At 28.7% G+C, this 16334-nt stretch carries 22 protein-coding genes and 1 pseudogene; 4 read left to right on the forward strand and 19 right to left on the reverse strand.

All coding sequences use genetic code 11. The features are described from left to right. Positions 1-17 precede the first annotated feature (17 nt). Positions 18-674, reverse strand: coding sequence for a hypothetical protein (locus V7P59_RS05510; protein WP_333809155.1), 657 nt, complete (start codon positions 672-674; stop codon positions 18-20). Between the two features lie 494 nt (positions 675-1168). On the opposite strand from V7P59_RS05510, the gene V7P59_RS05515 reads away from it, so the two are divergent. Further along, on the forward strand, positions 1169-2197 hold the full coding sequence (locus tag V7P59_RS05515) for a hypothetical protein (RefSeq protein WP_333809156.1): 1029 nt from the start codon (positions 1169-1171) through the stop codon (positions 2195-2197). Positions 2198-2324: 127 nt separating this feature from the next. Then, on the forward strand, positions 2325-3287 hold the full coding sequence (dcm, locus tag V7P59_RS05520; RefSeq protein WP_333809157.1) for a DNA (cytosine-5-)-methyltransferase: 963 nt from the start codon (positions 2325-2327) through the stop codon (positions 3285-3287). Here the strand turns inward: dcm and V7P59_RS05525 are convergent. The 11 genes from V7P59_RS05525 to V7P59_RS05575 all read right to left on the reverse strand — a co-directional run bounded on the left by V7P59_RS05525 (position 3273) and on the right by V7P59_RS05575 (position 9823). Next, the gene (locus tag V7P59_RS05525) at positions 3273-4031 is read right to left on the reverse strand and encodes a hypothetical protein (RefSeq protein WP_333809158.1); all 759 of its coding nucleotides are present in this window, start codon (positions 4029-4031) and stop codon (positions 3273-3275) included. The two genes, dcm and V7P59_RS05525, sit on opposite strands and share 15 nt — an antisense overlap. Continuing rightward, positions 4031-4948 (reverse strand): hypothetical protein, encoded by a 918-nt coding sequence (locus tag V7P59_RS05530; RefSeq protein WP_333809159.1) that lies wholly within the window; start codon positions 4946-4948, stop codon positions 4031-4033. The genes V7P59_RS05525 and V7P59_RS05530 overlap by 1 nt, the downstream gene beginning before the upstream one ends. A 760-nt stretch (positions 4949-5708) precedes the next feature. Beyond that, the gene (locus tag V7P59_RS05535) at positions 5709-5981 is read right to left on the reverse strand and encodes a hypothetical protein (RefSeq protein WP_333809160.1); all 273 of its coding nucleotides are present in this window, start codon (positions 5979-5981) and stop codon (positions 5709-5711) included. Positions 5982-6029: 48 nt separating this feature from the next. Continuing rightward, a complete protein-coding gene (locus V7P59_RS05540) occupies positions 6030-6542 on the reverse strand; it encodes a hypothetical protein (RefSeq protein ID WP_333809161.1) in 513 nt (170 codons plus the stop codon). Between the two features lie 20 nt (positions 6543-6562). Beyond that, positions 6563-7294 (reverse strand): hypothetical protein, encoded by a 732-nt coding sequence (locus V7P59_RS05545; RefSeq protein WP_333809162.1) that lies wholly within the window; start codon positions 7292-7294, stop codon positions 6563-6565. 41 nt (positions 7295-7335) lie between these two features. After that, positions 7336-8019, reverse strand: coding sequence for a recombinase family protein (locus tag V7P59_RS05550; protein ID WP_333809163.1), 684 nt, complete (start codon positions 8017-8019; stop codon positions 7336-7338). Between the two features lie 139 nt (positions 8020-8158). Beyond that, positions 8159-8548 (reverse strand): type II toxin-antitoxin system HicB family antitoxin, encoded by a 390-nt coding sequence (locus V7P59_RS05555; RefSeq protein ID WP_333809164.1) that lies wholly within the window; start codon positions 8546-8548, stop codon positions 8159-8161. A 41-nt stretch (positions 8549-8589) separates the two neighbouring features. Continuing rightward, on the reverse strand, positions 8590-8814 hold the full coding sequence (locus V7P59_RS05560; RefSeq protein ID WP_333809165.1) for a type II toxin-antitoxin system HicA family toxin: 225 nt from the start codon (positions 8812-8814) through the stop codon (positions 8590-8592). A 13-nt stretch (positions 8815-8827) separates the two neighbouring features. Then, positions 8828-9010: a hypothetical protein gene (locus tag V7P59_RS05565; RefSeq protein ID WP_333809166.1), complete on the reverse strand. Its 183-nt coding sequence runs from the start codon at positions 9008-9010 to the stop codon at positions 8828-8830. Positions 9011-9052: 42 nt separating this feature from the next. Further along, complete coding sequence (locus V7P59_RS05570; RefSeq protein WP_333809167.1) at positions 9053-9451, reverse strand: hypothetical protein; 399 nt, start codon at positions 9449-9451, stop codon at positions 9053-9055. A gap of 48 nt (positions 9452-9499) precedes the next feature. Further along, a complete protein-coding gene (locus V7P59_RS05575) occupies positions 9500-9823 on the reverse strand; it encodes a hypothetical protein (protein WP_333809168.1) in 324 nt (107 codons plus the stop codon). Positions 9824-10538: 715 nt separating this feature from the next. On the opposite strand from V7P59_RS05575, the gene V7P59_RS05580 reads away from it, so the two are divergent. Both V7P59_RS05580 and V7P59_RS05585 read left to right on the forward strand, forming a co-directional pair. After that, positions 10539-11171 carry a hypothetical protein gene (locus V7P59_RS05580; RefSeq protein WP_333809169.1) on the forward strand — a complete coding sequence of 211 codons (633 nt, stop codon included), beginning with the start codon at positions 10539-10541 and terminating at the stop codon, positions 11169-11171. Position 11172: 1 nt separating this feature from the next. Further along, a complete protein-coding gene (locus V7P59_RS05585; RefSeq protein WP_333809170.1) occupies positions 11173-11340 on the forward strand; it encodes a hypothetical protein in 168 nt (55 codons plus the stop codon). Positions 11341-11421: 81 nt separating this feature from the next. Here the strand turns inward: V7P59_RS05585 and V7P59_RS05590 are convergent, their stop codons facing one another. The 7 genes and pseudogenes from V7P59_RS05590 to V7P59_RS05620 form a co-directional block, all read right to left on the reverse strand. Continuing rightward, positions 11422-12627 (reverse strand): PBSX family phage terminase large subunit, encoded by a 1206-nt coding sequence (locus V7P59_RS05590; RefSeq protein ID WP_333809171.1) that lies wholly within the window; start codon positions 12625-12627, stop codon positions 11422-11424. Between the two features lie 18 nt (positions 12628-12645). Further along, complete coding sequence (locus V7P59_RS05595) at positions 12646-12978, reverse strand: hypothetical protein (RefSeq protein ID WP_333809172.1); 333 nt, start codon at positions 12976-12978, stop codon at positions 12646-12648. Between the two features lie 492 nt (positions 12979-13470). Further along, on the reverse strand, positions 13471-13674 hold the full coding sequence (locus tag V7P59_RS05600) for a hypothetical protein (RefSeq protein ID WP_333809173.1): 204 nt from the start codon (positions 13672-13674) through the stop codon (positions 13471-13473). A 225-nt stretch (positions 13675-13899) separates the two neighbouring features. Next, positions 13900-14247: a hypothetical protein gene (locus tag V7P59_RS05605; protein WP_333809174.1), complete on the reverse strand. Its 348-nt coding sequence runs from the start codon at positions 14245-14247 to the stop codon at positions 13900-13902. 1 nt (position 14248) lies between these two features. Continuing rightward, positions 14249-14746 (reverse strand): hypothetical protein, encoded by a 498-nt coding sequence (locus V7P59_RS05610; protein WP_333809175.1) that lies wholly within the window; start codon positions 14744-14746, stop codon positions 14249-14251. Positions 14747-15196: 450 nt separating this feature from the next. Further along, positions 15197-15505 (reverse strand): hypothetical protein, encoded by a 309-nt coding sequence (locus V7P59_RS05615; RefSeq protein WP_333809176.1) that lies wholly within the window; start codon positions 15503-15505, stop codon positions 15197-15199. A 97-nt stretch (positions 15506-15602) separates the two neighbouring features. Then, positions 15603-16208: pseudogene (locus V7P59_RS05620) on the reverse strand (magnesium chelatase domain-containing protein); the annotation flags it as partial. Positions 16209-16334: the final 126 nt, after the last annotated feature.

A 16334-nucleotide genomic window follows, 5' to 3' on the forward strand; every position in this document is an offset into this window, starting at 1 on the left:
AATAGAACTAGATGTGATTAGGTAAACCAACTCTGCGAGAACTCCATACTTGTTAATGAATTGATTTTCTCTGCTAAGTCCTGACAATGCAATTCCATATTCATCTTCTTCATCTTCATCAACTCCTTCTGTGTAAATAACAGGGTATGCTTTTGCAATTCTTGAAATACACGCAAAAAAAAACCTATCATACCATCAAATACATCATATCTTAAATTCATAAATCTTAAATGTGAACCTGAATATGATTCAATTTGATATGAATTACCTATTTTTTTGGTAATAGGTCTATATAGAATTGATAAAACTCTCGCCCAGTCTTTTGATTGACTGTATGTAGTCAAGTCCCAGTGTTCAGCAGGTGTAATATCTTTATCATAATCAGGAATAAAGCCATATTCAACACCTTCGAACTCGAATTGTTTAATGAATTCTGACTTCTGATTAAATACAATATGTATGTAACCAATCATTTCATCAATTTCAACCTGTTTTAACTTAGTTACATACTCGAATGGTACACCACAAAATATTTCAATCTGTTTTTGAAGAACAAATAAACTATCTAAATCATCTTTGTTAGCTTCAATTACTTTCTCCCAATCTAACCACTGCTGTAGTGTAATATCAGCTTTTGATTCAGGTATTTGATATTCTATTTTAACTGTTTCCATAAGTTATATATTAAAAGATAGCCAGTACCTTTTATTATATAATCAGTTTTTCATCATTTGATTTATTTGTAAAAAGAATTTCAGATCAGTCAGATGGTTTTATACTTTGGTATGTTGCTCATAAATCCGTGTCTCACAAGTTTCGTTTCCGTGTGGTCTCACACTTCAACTTGTGTATAAAATTTCTTTTTTGAATTAGGATAATTTTAGGTTAATCAAGTACTGATTAAGACTGTGGTGGGTAACAATAATTAATAATAATATAATATATATATCATTAACTGATTCTTAGAACTCTAAAAAAATTAAGAAGTTAAGAAGTGTAAATAATATAATAATATAATATATATATATCATTAACTGATTCTTAGAACTCTAAAAAAAAAAATTAAAAAAAATACCTAAAAACACAAAAGGGAGATATAAGAACTTTATATATACAATATAAGAATCTTAATACAAAGTAAGAATTCTAAAAAATAAGTATATGAAAAGTGAAAATCGGAAAAGAATTAGATTATCTATTATCACTACAAAAGGATAAGAGAGTAATTAGAAGAATACTAAAAGTATATAATGCACTTGTATTCAAAAAAGGAAAAGGGAAAAGTTATTTTAACTGTCCCTCTGCTTACCTAAAAAAAGTAAATGGTCAATATAATAAAGTAACTAAACTTCTACTAGAACATAAAATAATAGACTTCAAATCAGTCAATACTGATGAGAGTGACTTATTTAACCATAGAAGAAAAAAGTATTACGATACCGAGAAAGGTATATGTATGAAATACAAATTTTTAATCGATGTTGAACAAGGTTATGAATATGATTTAGAACTTGACTACTCTACTATCTATGATAAAGAAATTTGGTATTCTAAAACAAAACAAAGTTTATTAGAACTTGGTTTCGCACTAGAAGACCTTAAAATAAAAAGAGATAATTTCTCTAGAAGACTACATACTAACATAACTAACTACATTGAGGGTTATGGTTCATATAAAAATCTTTTAGCAGGTGGTGATTACTATGTAATCGATGGTAAAACAACACAACCTAGATTACTTTGGTTACACCTAAAAGAAATTGGGCTGCAAGATGAAAATCTAAACTACATCTTTGAAAATGGATTAGACTTCTATCAATATCTTTTAGATAGAATCCCTGCACTAAATAATGATAGAAATGAAGCAAAAGAACTATTCACAACTTGGATAAATGGAACTGGATATATCGATTCTGAAAAGACTGCTATTAGAGAAATTTTCAAGACCGCTAACCTATTCTCAGCTCAATACAAAACAGCAGACTATAAAAATATTTGCAGATTACTTCAATACAAAGAAGCAAGTATTTTCATTGATGATTTACTAAACAATTGTCCTGTTGAATTTTGCTTATCAGTTCACGATGCTCTAATAGTAAAGAAAGAAGATAAAGATTTAATGCTTCAATGGTGTAAAGAAAGAAGACCTGAAATTTTATTTACAATTGAAGAAGTTAAGTCTAAACAAATTAAATAATGAAATGTCAGTCAATTTGGGATAAACAAATATTAAGTAATTAATGCAATTGAGGATTTTTTAGATATTAGGTATATTTAATATAAGTCCTTAAATTCGCACTTCAAAATTAAGTGGTAATATAAAAATGAGTAAAAAATATACAGTAGGTAGTCTATATGCAGGGATTGGTGGGATATGTATGGGGTTTAAGAAATCAGGATTTGATTTACTTTGGGCGAATGAATATGATAAAGCTGCTTGTATCACATACAGAAAAAACTTCAAACATAAGTTAATTGAAGGTGATGTTCTTCAATTAGATTTAGATAAAATAGAACCAGTAGATGTACTTACTGCAGGTTTTCCTTGTCAACCATTTTCAGTAGCTGGATATAGAAAAGGATTTGATGATAATAGAGGTAATCACTTCTTTAGAATACTTGATTTTGTTGATACAATGAGACCAAAAGTAGTATTCCTTGAGAATGTTAAAAATCTTACTACTCATGACAATGGTAAAACAATGAAAGTAATAGAGAAATCTTTAAGAGATAGAAAATATTCATTTCAAGCAAAAGTCTTAAATACGAAAGACTACGGTAATATTCCTCATAATAGAGAGAGAATATTTATGGTTGCTTTTGATACTGAAATTTTCCCAAATGCTGAATCTTTATTTCAATTTCCAAAAGAAGAAAAGTTATCTAAATCGATAAAAGATTTAATTGTCAAAGAGAAAGTAGATGATAATTTCTACTATGGTGAAGATAAGTATATGTACAATATGCTTGAACAAGCTATGAAATCAGAAGACACTGTTTATCAGTTCAGAAGACAATATGTAAGAGAAAATAAATCTAATGTTTGTCCTACCCTTACTGCTAATATGGGAACTGGTGGACATAATGTACCACTGATTAAAACTGAATATGGATTTAGAAAACTAACTCCAAGAGAATGTTTAAGATTTCAAGGTTTCCCTGACACATTCAAAATACCTAATGAAATTGCAAACTCAGCAGTTTATAAACAAGCAGGAAACTCTGTTAGTGTTCCGGTGATAAAAGCCGTATCAAAAAAGATATTAGAAGTTCTAGAGAGCTTTTAGATTATTCACTAAATTTTCAATCAAACCTAGATTACCGCTTTGTATGTAATAGTTACTTGCATCCATTTTGGTATAATGATTTAATATTGAGTTTTGAGGTAAGATATAACTATTTCTTATCGTTGCAATAAGATATTCATTTGTAGTATAACCTGCAATATCAAAACACCAGGTATGTTTGAAAATAATAGCTTCTATTACTGACTTTTCAATTTCATTACTATACATCAATCTCTCAGCCTTAAACAACTTTTTAATATCAGGGTCAATCCTCACTAGAATAAAGAAATCATAAGTTGTTGTAGAGCCATCATTTCTCAAAAGATTAGGTATATATTGACCTTGAGGATTCCAATCTTTAGTTTCTAATAAAAGAAGATTTGATTGAGAAGCTGCTGACTTTACATTAATCTTTTTACCCTTAATTTCTAAATCTGAATCATCCCAAATACCTTCAGCATAAACACCAAAATCAGGCTCTTGAGATTCCAACCCTTGGGACTTAAAATAGTTATAAAGTGCTACTTCAGCTAACTTACCTTGAAATGTGTTACAAAACTTTTCACCTCCTTTTCTACCATATTGTCCACCAGTTCTATGGTCTCTGTGATGACCTTGACCAAAACACATAGCGTAAGCAAAGTCTATAACTTTCTGAACATCTTCTTTAGAAATCTCAATACCAATAAATCCTCTTGGATTACTTACATAGTAATTGTTTGAACCTTTTTTCTCTAATCTCATTACCTAGCAGTTTTACTATCTGCTACTTCTGAGATAATACCCCAATTCTCTTTATAATGTTGAAGTGTAGATAAATTAATACTTGTAATTTGGTCATCAGGTAATCCATCAACAAAGTACATTGGTATCAAATAACAAATTCCTACTTCTTTGTCAACAGCTACATAAATATCACAATCAGCTGATGTGATTCTCTGTCCTTTATTTCTTTCGTGTTTGTGGTCAATACCTTGTCCTCCTCTATCTCTATCCTTAAAACTAATTGAATTACCACTTGATACACCTTTAATCTGTAATCTTAATAAAACATTATTAAAATCCACAACAGCATCATATCTACTTGACCTTACATCAACATTAGAACAGTTATATCCTGCTAAAATTGCTCTTGCTAAAAACAAAAACTGAGCGCTATCTCCTGCATTTGCAGTCATAACACCCGAATTAATGTTTAATATATTTGTTGGGAATCCATTAGAGAAAATAAAATCATATTGTTTCTCTAAAATCTTTCTAAGTGCAGTCTTGGCATAAGCAAAATGATTAGCATCAGTAACACTTGCTTGAATAAAATTAAGTGAGTTATTTATAAAGTCTTCTTTATTTACTTCTTGAGATAGATTTTGTTGTAAAAAATCATCATAAAATGATTCTAAATCAGATTTTGCAATTAAATATTTATTAGCAATATCTTTAATTTTTACCTTCTTGAACTTTTCACTCCTGAAATCTCTTATAAGTTCTTGTTGAAAAGCAACATCATTCAATCTGTATATGAAATAACCTTTCATATAAGATTTGAGATTTGTTATAGAACCAAATAAATCAACTCCACCTTCAGTATTAGCTATATCAAACTTAACATCATTAATAGCCTCAATATTTACTTTTAAGTATTCAATTTTTTCATCAGGCATATAAACTATTTTTTAGGTTACCACCTACAAAAATAGTTAAAAAACACTCTCCTACAACTATAAAATTTTTCTAACCTTAAAACTAACTATTGCTATTTTCATATAAGAAAAAAAGATAAATGAATAAAATTATTATGTATTCAATTCCCGAACTACATACACTTAATTCTAGAATTAAGAACAATAAATGCTCAATAGAGAGATAACCACTATTAATATATACCCATAAATTAATAATTAAAATGGGTGCTTATAAGAACGATTTAACAACTAGAATAAACATCAAGCCGGAAGATGTAATAAAGTCTCTTAGAAAGAAAAATAATGAGCTTTTAGAAGAGGTAAATGAACTAAAAAAAGAAATAGAAAGATTAAATGCTATTAAGATGTAAAACTTGTAATAATGAAAGAGGTGAAGAGTATTTCTACCAAGGAAAAAATAATGGTAAGGTTTACTTCAACACAAAAAGATGTAAGGTCTGTATGGGGTTTAATACAAGAGACAAAAGTAAATTCAAACCTGTTATGAGATGTATCAGTTATGATAAAAGAAAATTGTATTTGACTTTACTTAGACTTGAAATTAATAATGGTCTAGCAACTGAAAGAGATATGATGAATTTAGTAAGCTGCTATAATGAAATATACGGAAACTCAATACCATTCTTTACAATTCAAAATGATAGCTTAGTTTATATGTGGGAGAAACTAAAAGAATTAAAAAAAGTCCAGTAAAATCTACTGGACTTTTTTGTAATTGCTATTGATTTAATAACTCTCTAAGCTGTTCTAATGATTCCATTCTTTCATAGGTTGGTAGAAAATAAACTTCATTCTCTTCAAAGTTAATATCTCTAACCTTTTCTATAATATCATTAACTGCTTGAATTCTATTTTCTCTACCAATTGATTCAGATGAAGAAACAGTATTTCTTCTACCCTCTACTGGTTTATTTAATTTAGTAACAGTACCTGAAAAAATTGTTGTACCATTCCAATTAACTCCTGATAAGTTTACGTGATAAGTTTCCATAAAAAATGATTTAAGTTTAGTTCACTAAAGTAATTAAAAAGGATAATATTATTTTAATATCCTCATGTCCTCAAAAATTACATTAATTTTAAGCTCACCTTTACAGTCATAAAGTTTGCTCATATCTATTGGTAAATATGAAATAGTATAAATAACTTTATCATTTTCATAATCATATTTTTCAAATGTATACCATTTATAAATTTCATAATCTATTAAAACACCTAATCGATGATAGAAATTCTCATATATACTATCGACTAAAGAAGAAACAGCTTGTCTATTTGTATGACCATATAGATTTGAATCCTTACCATATTTAATAATAGGAAATTCTATTTTAATAGAAACAATATAAGCCTCATAATACCTTCTAACTCTTTTTGGTAATATATTTGAATATGATTTCTTGAGAAAGATGTCTTTTTTATGAGTCTTATTTTGTCTAACAACAACCCACATCCAAGCATCATCTATTTCAAATGTACATTTATATTCATCAATATACTCTAATGCAGCAAACTCTGCATCATCTAAAGCTTTATCTTTGTTTATATTCATTCCATTCTTTTTAGAATAATCTAATTTATACTAGTGCAAAATAAACTAGCTTCCATATAACGTATAGGTTCATCAACCTCTTCACCATGAAAGTAAACAAAATTATTATTATCTATAGTAACTTTCATATAATCAATAGTAAAAGCAACATTATCTATAAATTTTTCATACAGTATATTATTAGTTTTGAATAAGGTTTTTATTTCATCTATTGATGAAAATACATTTCTATAGAATATATTAGCACCTATAACTTCACTTCTAATTTTTAACTTAAAAGCTTCAAACATTGTATCTATATTAATAGGATTTGCTTCTGCATAATGATTCTCATTATGCGATTTCCAACTCCTAAATTGTGAAAACTCAACTTCAAAAGTTGTTTCTAAATTATTATCATAATCAAAACCCTCAAAACATTCTTGTAACTTTTCATTTATAGTTTCTAATGCTTCTTTCTCTCTTACTTCTAATTCTGCTGTTAGTCTTGGAATAGCTTCAATTCTATCAATAATCTTTTTTATCCTTTTTAGTATTTTATCATTATCAAGAATATAATCAATAACTAAATCGTAAATTATAAAGTTAGGTTCTGAAAAATATGTGCTTTCTATGTTTCCAACAACTTTATTATCAAACTTAATCTCATATAATTTTTTACGTGGACTAACATCTTTTATATATATTGTTTTAATTTTATTTTTTATAAAATTGTGGGTTCTACAGAATTTATGTAGTTGCTCCTTTGTCATAATAAACTAATTTTTAAGCAAATAATCTTCTAGTTGATGTACTATTCAACGAATAGTCGTCTTGTGGACGTATTATGATACTCTTTACCTGTTGATGTCTTAAAACCATTCTTATTAAGTAATTCAGTTATCTGAGTAAAGTTCATACCATTCTCTTTTAATGAACTTGCAAATGCTTTAGCTCTTTTTATATTCTCGTTATTTGCTCTCTTCATCTTGATAGCAATCTGACCAAGTTCCCAGTGTTCTTTTTTAAGTTCAGTTCTACCTAACTTAGTAACTACATTACCATTCTTTGAGATATGATGTCCGTTTGTTTCAATGTTAGACTTAATAACTGATAAAGCTGCTTTGGTTCTCTCTCTAATCATACCTACCTCTCTTTCAGCAAGTGCAGCAAAGATATGAATAGTAAAATTATCTGCTGTTGGAATATCACAAGCTTTGAATCTAACCTTTGTATCAAGTAAGGTAGAAATAAAAGCAACGTTTCTTGATAACCTATCTAACTTTGCAATCAGCAGAATAGCATCATTAGCTTTGGTAAATTCAATAGCTTTATTCAACTCAATTCTGTTATTGTTTCTACCGCTTTCTTTCTCAGTGAATAGTTTTATAACCTCATCATTCTTACCAATGTATGAATTGATAATACTAAGTTGAGATTCTAAACCGAGCTCTTGTTTAGTGGTTGATACCCTTATATATGCTACATATTTTTTCATAAATTTCTTCATTAATATTAGGTGGTACGGGGAGTTCTCCGTATATTTGTGTTGGTGCTTTGGAACTAGAAAGTAGGTTTACACCTACATTTTATATAAAGAAAATAATTAAAAACCCCTTTGATAAAGGGGTTTATTTTTACAACTCAACCGCTAAAAGCTCTTTACCTAATGAGTGTAGAGCATTTTCAATTTTTACTCTTTGTTCTAACCTTGGTTTTCTATGACCTGTTGAATAATGTTGTAATTGCTTTTGGTTAATACCTGTAATTTTTTCTAAAGCTGAATTAGTGAAAACACCTTTATAGTAGTTTAACAAGCTGATAGTGTCAAACTTATAAACTAATTCATACTCACCTCTTAATGAAGCAGGACAGCTATTTAATTCTTTTAGAGTTTCGATACAGTCTAAAATATCTTGTTTACAATCTTGAACAGTATCACCACCACCTACAATAGCTCTTTCATTTTCGGAGTGACCCCAAAACCCATCATCATTTTTCTCAATAATAATTCTAATAGTTTTCATAATTTTTTGTTGTTATAAGTTTCTTGTTAAAGAAAATGGGATTAAAGCCCCATTTCCTTTTTTAATTTTAATTCTAAACCTTTACCAAGTTCTTTTGACCCATGGTTTGGAATAACTACTTCTATACCATCTTTAATATAGATTTCATGACTTCCTTTACCCTGTCGCAAAAACACCCAGCCATTTCGTTTAGCTAACCTGATGAACTCGCTACATTTCATAGAACTTGTTTTAATCTTTGTCAAAGATAGTAATATTACTATCATTTACCAAATATTTCTACCTTATAGTTTCAATAATATTTTCTATTTTGGTATTGATGTATGAAACATCACCAACAAATCCCCAGTTCTCAGGTTGTTTTGATTGTTTGACCTGATGCTGTTTTAATTTCTCTTTGAGTAATTCAATATTACTCTCAATCTCTTTAATTACTTCTTTGTATCTTTTATCTGAATCCATAGTTTAGTAAATTTAAGGGGTGTTTCCACCCCTTGTTAATAATTACAAATCGTTTTGTATATCTTCATCAGTAAGAAGTTTGAAAGATGTTTCTCTTTCAGTTCTCCAGTACCAAAGACCATCTTTGAAAAGATAGTTATACTCTTCTGTTCTTAACTTACTTTCATTATCAAACTCTTTTGCTAATGTTCCGGTCTCACCTCTGTCTCTACCATAAGCAAAGGTTATAGAACCATCCTCTGATTGGTGAGGGTCTTTTTTAGAAAGCAATTGACCAAGGTAAGAGAGGTCTCCCAGTTCTATTAAACTATTCACTCTCTCAAAAGTGTTGTAATGATTTTTAAGTATGTACCCATTATAACTTAGGTACCCATCATTGTGGCAGTAAATATCTCTGTATTTATCACCGTCTTTTATTGCTATGAAGCTTCTTGTAGCCATATTTTGAAGTGTTTATAAAAGGGGTTCTAATGAACCCCTTTGTTATTATTAAAAGTTATATGAATCTATGTACTCAATCTCTCTATCTAAGGTGAATTGTAGAACATCCCAGTAGATGTCAGTTATTGATTTCAGTACATTAAACTCACCATCTAAAAGACTGATTGTGTAGGTGTCATTCCAACCTAGTGTAATCAAAACAAAATCTTTGTGATGGTGACCATTGACTTTTAAGATAAGACCAGTTTCATCAACTGGAATTATTCTCTCTACACCCCAAGTCCAATAAATCTGAATTGGACTTTTTAAGACTTTCAAAGTCTCTTCATAGTTAAACTCCCTCTGGAGGAGTTTCTTAAATTTTTCTTTCATAATGTCAAAGAAATTTTAGTTGAACAGGTGAGACTTTCTCACCTCGTTATTATTGTACTGTAAAGATAAGGAGGATTAAACAGATTACAAAGGAACGTTTGTAATTTGTTTATGGTTATTTCTTATGGTAAATAACTGATTTAATGGAAATTATCTATAACCATTTAATGAGGTGGTGCAATACTGAAAGTGCTAAAGCACTCCAGAGCTTTCGCTATGGAACAGGTGGGATTTGACTGGAAAGTGTCAACGTAAATTTACGGAGATTATTCCGAATGGCGGAATAAAACGATAAAAAAATGACCGAATTTTTGCACTTTTTTTACCACTTTTTTTAATAAAAAAATGCTTTGATTTTTCCTGTATTTGTTATGTTTTGATTGAGTTCTAAGAAAGAGAAAGATGATATATATTATATAATATTTATAATATTTCACCTATTAATTTTCAATACCCACCACAAGCAGAATGTCCTGAATCTTTATGAGCAGATTAGGCTGAGTGTATATAAACATCTTAAAAAAACAAAACGTTATTTGACTAACAATCAATCTTTTACATATACCCCTTGAATTTGCTACAGAATCAAAAATTCTTAAAAAACAAATTTATTTTACTTGACTTTAGGTATCATTTGATAGTATTTTTGCAATGTATTAAACAAATAGATGCGCATTTCTCAATTAATACATTAATTTATTAATAATAATTCAAAATGATTAGCTATAAGCAAAAAAGAAAAGTAAGAGAGAATAGTTTGTATAAAAAAACTATTAAAGAGATGATTAAAAGAGGTTTTGACAAAAAGCCCTTTAGATTTACAAAAGTGGTTGATAATGATTTTTATAAATCATTTATAGAAGAGTTCAAAAAGTATTATGGTTTGGGTGTTATAACTGGTGAATATAATGAAAATTTTATGTCTATGGTTGAGATGGATAATCATTACAGAGTAATTGATACATCATCATTTATGATTAGAGTAATGAATGTTTCAAACATCACATTAATACCTAATGAAGAGGGAGGAATTTACATTAATAGATTTAATGTTAGTAATACTGGTTCAGGAATTGGAACATTAACAATGATTAGTTTCTTGAATGTATTAGTAGAAACTATTAAATCTACTTCACAAGTTCCTTACATTAATTTAGAGGTTTTACCTAATGTTGGTTTGGGTGCGAATAAAAAAAATGTGGATATGGTTAAGGCTGTAAAATTCTATTCAAAATTTGGATTTAAGGTTGTTGATTATGATAGAAACTATATTAAGATGGTTCTTGATATTGATAGAGCTATTGAGGTTCAAAAAGAGTTTTCAGATAAAATTGGTATAAAAAATTAGTATGAGTAAAGTATATGATTTAATGGATTTAATGAATGATGCTTCTTTTTGTGATTATATAGAAGAAATTGCATCAAAGACTGGTAGAACTTATAGTGAAGTTTATGATAAAATTTTAGATGATAATATGTATTGTGAGGTAATTGTAGATGGTTATCTAAAAAGGTAAAAAAAGAGGTCTCATTTTAATAGTGAGACCTTTTTGCTTTATAAAACATTCAAACAAGTTCGGACAGATCCGGATATTCTTTTAATAAAAGTGATACACTCCGGAATGTTTATTTGGGTTAATTAATTCTTTCAATACATATCTCATAGCATCCATTAAGTGGTTGTATTTATCAACTGGTTTTTCTGTTCTTGTGTTCCACTCATAGTTATCTAATTCTATTGCTAAATTCTTTGAAGCGTTATCAACTATAAGTTTATAATCTTGTATTAAAGCAATATCATTTTTTATAGAATCTCTACCTTTTGTACATCTTTTGATATTTACTCCATAGGATTTTATTTCATCTATTAATCTACCATCAGCAGAATCAGCAAATATTAATTTATCACCTGCTCTTGACTTAAAAATATTTGCAAGTATGTATGAACTTAATCCTTTCTTATAAAGATGTTCTTTAAGATAAATTACTCTATCAGTTTTGTTTACAAAAACTTCTATTAGAGTTGCCGGGTCATTTGAATATCCCCAGTCAGCACCGAAATAAGTATCTTGTTCATCAGGAAACTGGCCGTATTCCCAGTTCTTAAAAATTGCACCTTCTGACTTTTCTAACCACCCACCAAGTATAGCGTGTTGGTAATAATCAGGGTCATTTACTTTGAACCATTCTATTTCTTTAATGGTTGATTTATTTAGGTGTTTTTTTATATCGAGATAAGTTGTATGAACATAACAAACTCCATCTTTTACACCATTGAAACCTGCATTAACACCTGCTTTTGCAAAGAATCTTTTATATATCCAGTGTTCTTTTGTTGTTGGATTTAGAAGTAGAATTATTCTAAGGTCTTTATCATCCTCTCTAAGACCAAGGTTTATTTTATTAAATTCAGAAGCATCTGTAAACTCTTCTGCTTCTTCAAAAACAATAGTGGTAAAACCTGCTTTACCTTTATTTCTTGCGGTTGCTTCTTTATTGTTTGCGGTTACACCATCAAATATTATTTGTGAACCTGAGAGTTTATTTGTGATTGAGTTTTTGTAGATAACAAAGAAATCATCTAACTCTAAATCACTAATCATTTTGTGTACAAGAGCAATTGTAGAATCATCTGAAGCATTTCTATTTCTTCTAAGCATTTGAATCTTATGACCCTCTTCAAATGTTAGTTTAATTATGAATTGAGATACTGCAAAGGATTTACCACTACCCCTACCACCAGTGATTATACTGAATCTACCATTGTGTTTAATAAATGGTTCATACTTTTTATGAAGTTTCAATTATCATTGGACTAATTTTTAATCTTCATCAAAGAAGTTATCATCATCACCATCTTCAAAGTCGTATTTTAATTTATCAAATAGTTCTTTGTGGGAGATTGAACCTGCACTAATTGAAGTGTCTTTTTCTATTACAGTTGGGTTACCAAATCGGTATGAAGCCCAAAGTTTTATGAAGTCTTTATTACCTTTCTTTGCTTCTTCAATTATTATTGGAATAATATCTTTATCACCTTTCTCAAGTTCCTCCATTAGCGGTGATTTATAAGTACTTGGTTTTCTACCTGCTTTACCTACATGACCCTTATTGAATTTTCTACCATCTATTTTTTTACCATTTTCATCTAGCATTGTGTTTACTTAATTTTGTTTTATAGTTGTAATTATCAATTACAGCCTTGTAACTTGAAATGAGAGCATTTAAGGTTACTTTATCATTTAATGAATAGATTGCTTCATCTTTGTAGAATGTTATAAGGTTGACCATATAAAAGAGTTTTATGTTGACCTTTATTCTATTTTTACTGATGAATTTTCTATACAGAATAAATCCACCTTTGTGATAAATAAGTTTGTATTCAAGAATGTTCATATTATATAATCTTGTTTTATTATTTTGATTTTTTGCTATCTAGTATTGTGATTGAGATTTTCAATAGAAAGAAATAAGCAAAGAAGTTTATATAACTTACATAGGGTTGATTTAAGAAGCTTTCTACTAAAAAATAACCTAACACCCACATAAATGAAGATTGTAAACCAAACTTGATTAGGTTGATTATTGTGAATAGTATAGCATTAAGAATTGTGAACCCTAATAGCTTTCTATTGCTCCATAGATTTTTAATTATTTTCATCATCATTGATTAATTTTTTGAGCTGATTATCTCTATGTTCAGCTATCATTTCTTGCATAACTTTTAGAATATCATCTTCTGATTTTAAGAAGTCTATTACTCTTGTTACTTCACCATAGGAAAGAATCCATTGATGGTTAGCATAGTCATTTTCAACATTATATTTTATAGTCGTTTGATTCACTATCATCTATACCCCATTTATTTTTTAGCTCAATTGATTCCTGATAAGCTTTATCTTGAAGTGTTGAATATTGTATTGAGTATGTTTCTTTACCAAAATCAAAGTGAAGTACATCAGTAGGTTTATTTTCTTCTTGCTTATAGAACTGGATAAAGTTGTAGTAGTACTTCAAAAGCGTAAGATGTAAACAAGGGTCATCTTTTTGTATGTTTAAGTGTTGTAGTTCTTGCATCAGTTTTCATCTATATTTTTTGAGTGGTTTGCTATATAAACATTCCATAGTTTATCCCTCATCTCGATAATAATACCGGAACAATGACAGGGTTTAGCTCTTCTATTAAACACTCGATTATGTAAATCGAATATGTAGTTAATATCTTCTGAACCAATTGTATTTAGGAATCTGATACGTTTTAGAAAAGCAATATCATTTTCACTTAGTTCTCCTGCTTGTTTAGTGAACGGAAACATCTCATTCCATTTCTTTCTTCTTTCTTCACAAGCATCACAAGTTTCAATTCCCAGTGCATTAGTTATTGTTTTAACAACATCCCCTATTCCTTCAATCTTGTTTTTCATTTCATTTCTTATAATTTTCTATCAACTTTTTTTTAGTTGATTGGATAGAACTTTGTAGAATGTTAAAGTGTATTTTACTTTGTCTAGATAGTTCTCTTATACTCATACCATCTATCATTACATACTTGAATATTGTTTTATGAAACCAGTCATTTCTATCATAAGTTTCACTCAGGTATTGAAGTGTATAATTGTAGAAGTCATAAGCATCAATTTCATCTTCATTATCTTGTTCATCAACTACATATTCTATTGATTTACCACTTTCAAAATCTATCTGATTTATTTGGTATAGTAATTTCAAGTGGCAGTTTTCTAATGTTTTGTATATGTATGATTTAGAAAAGGTTTTATTTGGATTTTTTTGTTTTATACTGATTATGTTTACATACATATCAGATAACATTTCATCTGCTAAATTTTTATTTCTGCTGATATTTAATGAGTACTTTAACCACAAAGAATTATCTACTACTAAATCATCAATACTTTTATACATTACTTAAACAAGTTGTTTATTGTATATATTAATTGCAGTGAAGTCCCTATAAAAAAAGAGACTATCTTAAAACAGATAGCCTCTTTCCTAAAAACAAAAAATATTATATCACTCAGTATATATTATTATATACTGGTTCCCTTTAGAAGTTTTTTCTTTCTAACAATAAATATTGGATAATTAAAAATCAAATATCTATTAATGCTAATGAAACAATCTGTAAGCTTTATTGTTTCCTTTATAACATAATTTTTAAGTGCAGTTTGTGTGATGAATAATCTCATAGTAAATATTTTTTTTTCTTAGAGCTTCAACTGTTGAGCTGAAGACTTATAGTATATATTTTCTATGAAATGTGAGTTTTTGGTAGAGTGGATTTTATATAGTAATTTTGTATTAATCACATCAAAGAAATTTGACGTTATTATTGTACGAAAAGACCAGGTTTAATTACTTGGTCTTTTCAATTTTTTCCCATTTCCAACCAATACAAATGAAGTTGTTTTCAAGTTCAACATAGTATAATGGATATGGAATTTCTTTTTTTCTTTTATCTAATATCTTCTTTCTTGCAGGTGATAAGTTTTGAAAGTATTGATAGATATAAACATATTGGTTCTTTGGATTCTTTAACCCAATGGTGGCAGCTAATCTAAATTTTACATCAGCTCTGAACTCTTGAATACTTTCAATTGTTCTAGGTTCTAGATGCTTAAATATAGACTGCATTTTTACTACTTCTTCATTTGTAAAAGCCATACTTTAATAATACAAATTGTTAATAAATAAGACACTAATAAGACACTTTTAATTTAATCATCCATTAAAACATTATATATCAGTAGATTATATTTTGATTTTTATGACCTTTGACATCAGCAAAATCGTATTCAGGGAAGTTAAGCGTTTTTGAAAATTCTTCTGTGGTATCAATTCTTGTGGGCTCAAGATTTCCCTTTCCTTCAAAAAATTCAATTACTTCGGTAACGTTAGAAACTCCGTAAACATCTAAATCTTCAACAATAGCCGCTTCTTTAACGTTCTGAATAGGTATAATTACCCCTTTAAATCCTTCTTCTTTTGCTTTAATAGCAATTGACAAAGCTCCTTTTATAGGTTGTAAAGTTCCATCGAGCGATAATTCGCCCATTATGATGTAATTTTCAATTTCTTTAGAGGTAATTTGGGAAGAAGCAGCTAAAATTCCAACCGCAATGGTTAAATCATAAGCAGAACCTTCTTTTCGTAAATCGGCAGGCGCCATATTTACAATGATTTTTTTACCGGGAAATTGATAGGAATTATTTTTGAGTGCTGCAGCTATGCGAAAACTGCTTTCTTTGATCGCGGAATCTGGAAGACCAACTAAATGATAACCGATTCCTTTTTCTGTGTTTACTTCTACTGTAATGGTTGTGGCTTCAACGCCAAAAACGGCGCTTCCGAATACTTTTACTAACATGGCTTATACTATTTTAATGGCTTATAATGATGCAAATATAGAAAAAAAATAATTAGTACAAAATGTAAAACAAAATAAACTTTTTGTAAATTTTACTTGTCATTATGTAAAATATATTTTACATTT

It is taken from the genome of Flavobacterium sp., assembly GCF_036782315.1.
In the GTDB taxonomy this organism is placed as follows: Bacteria; Bacteroidota; Bacteroidia; order Flavobacteriales; family Flavobacteriaceae; genus Flavobacterium.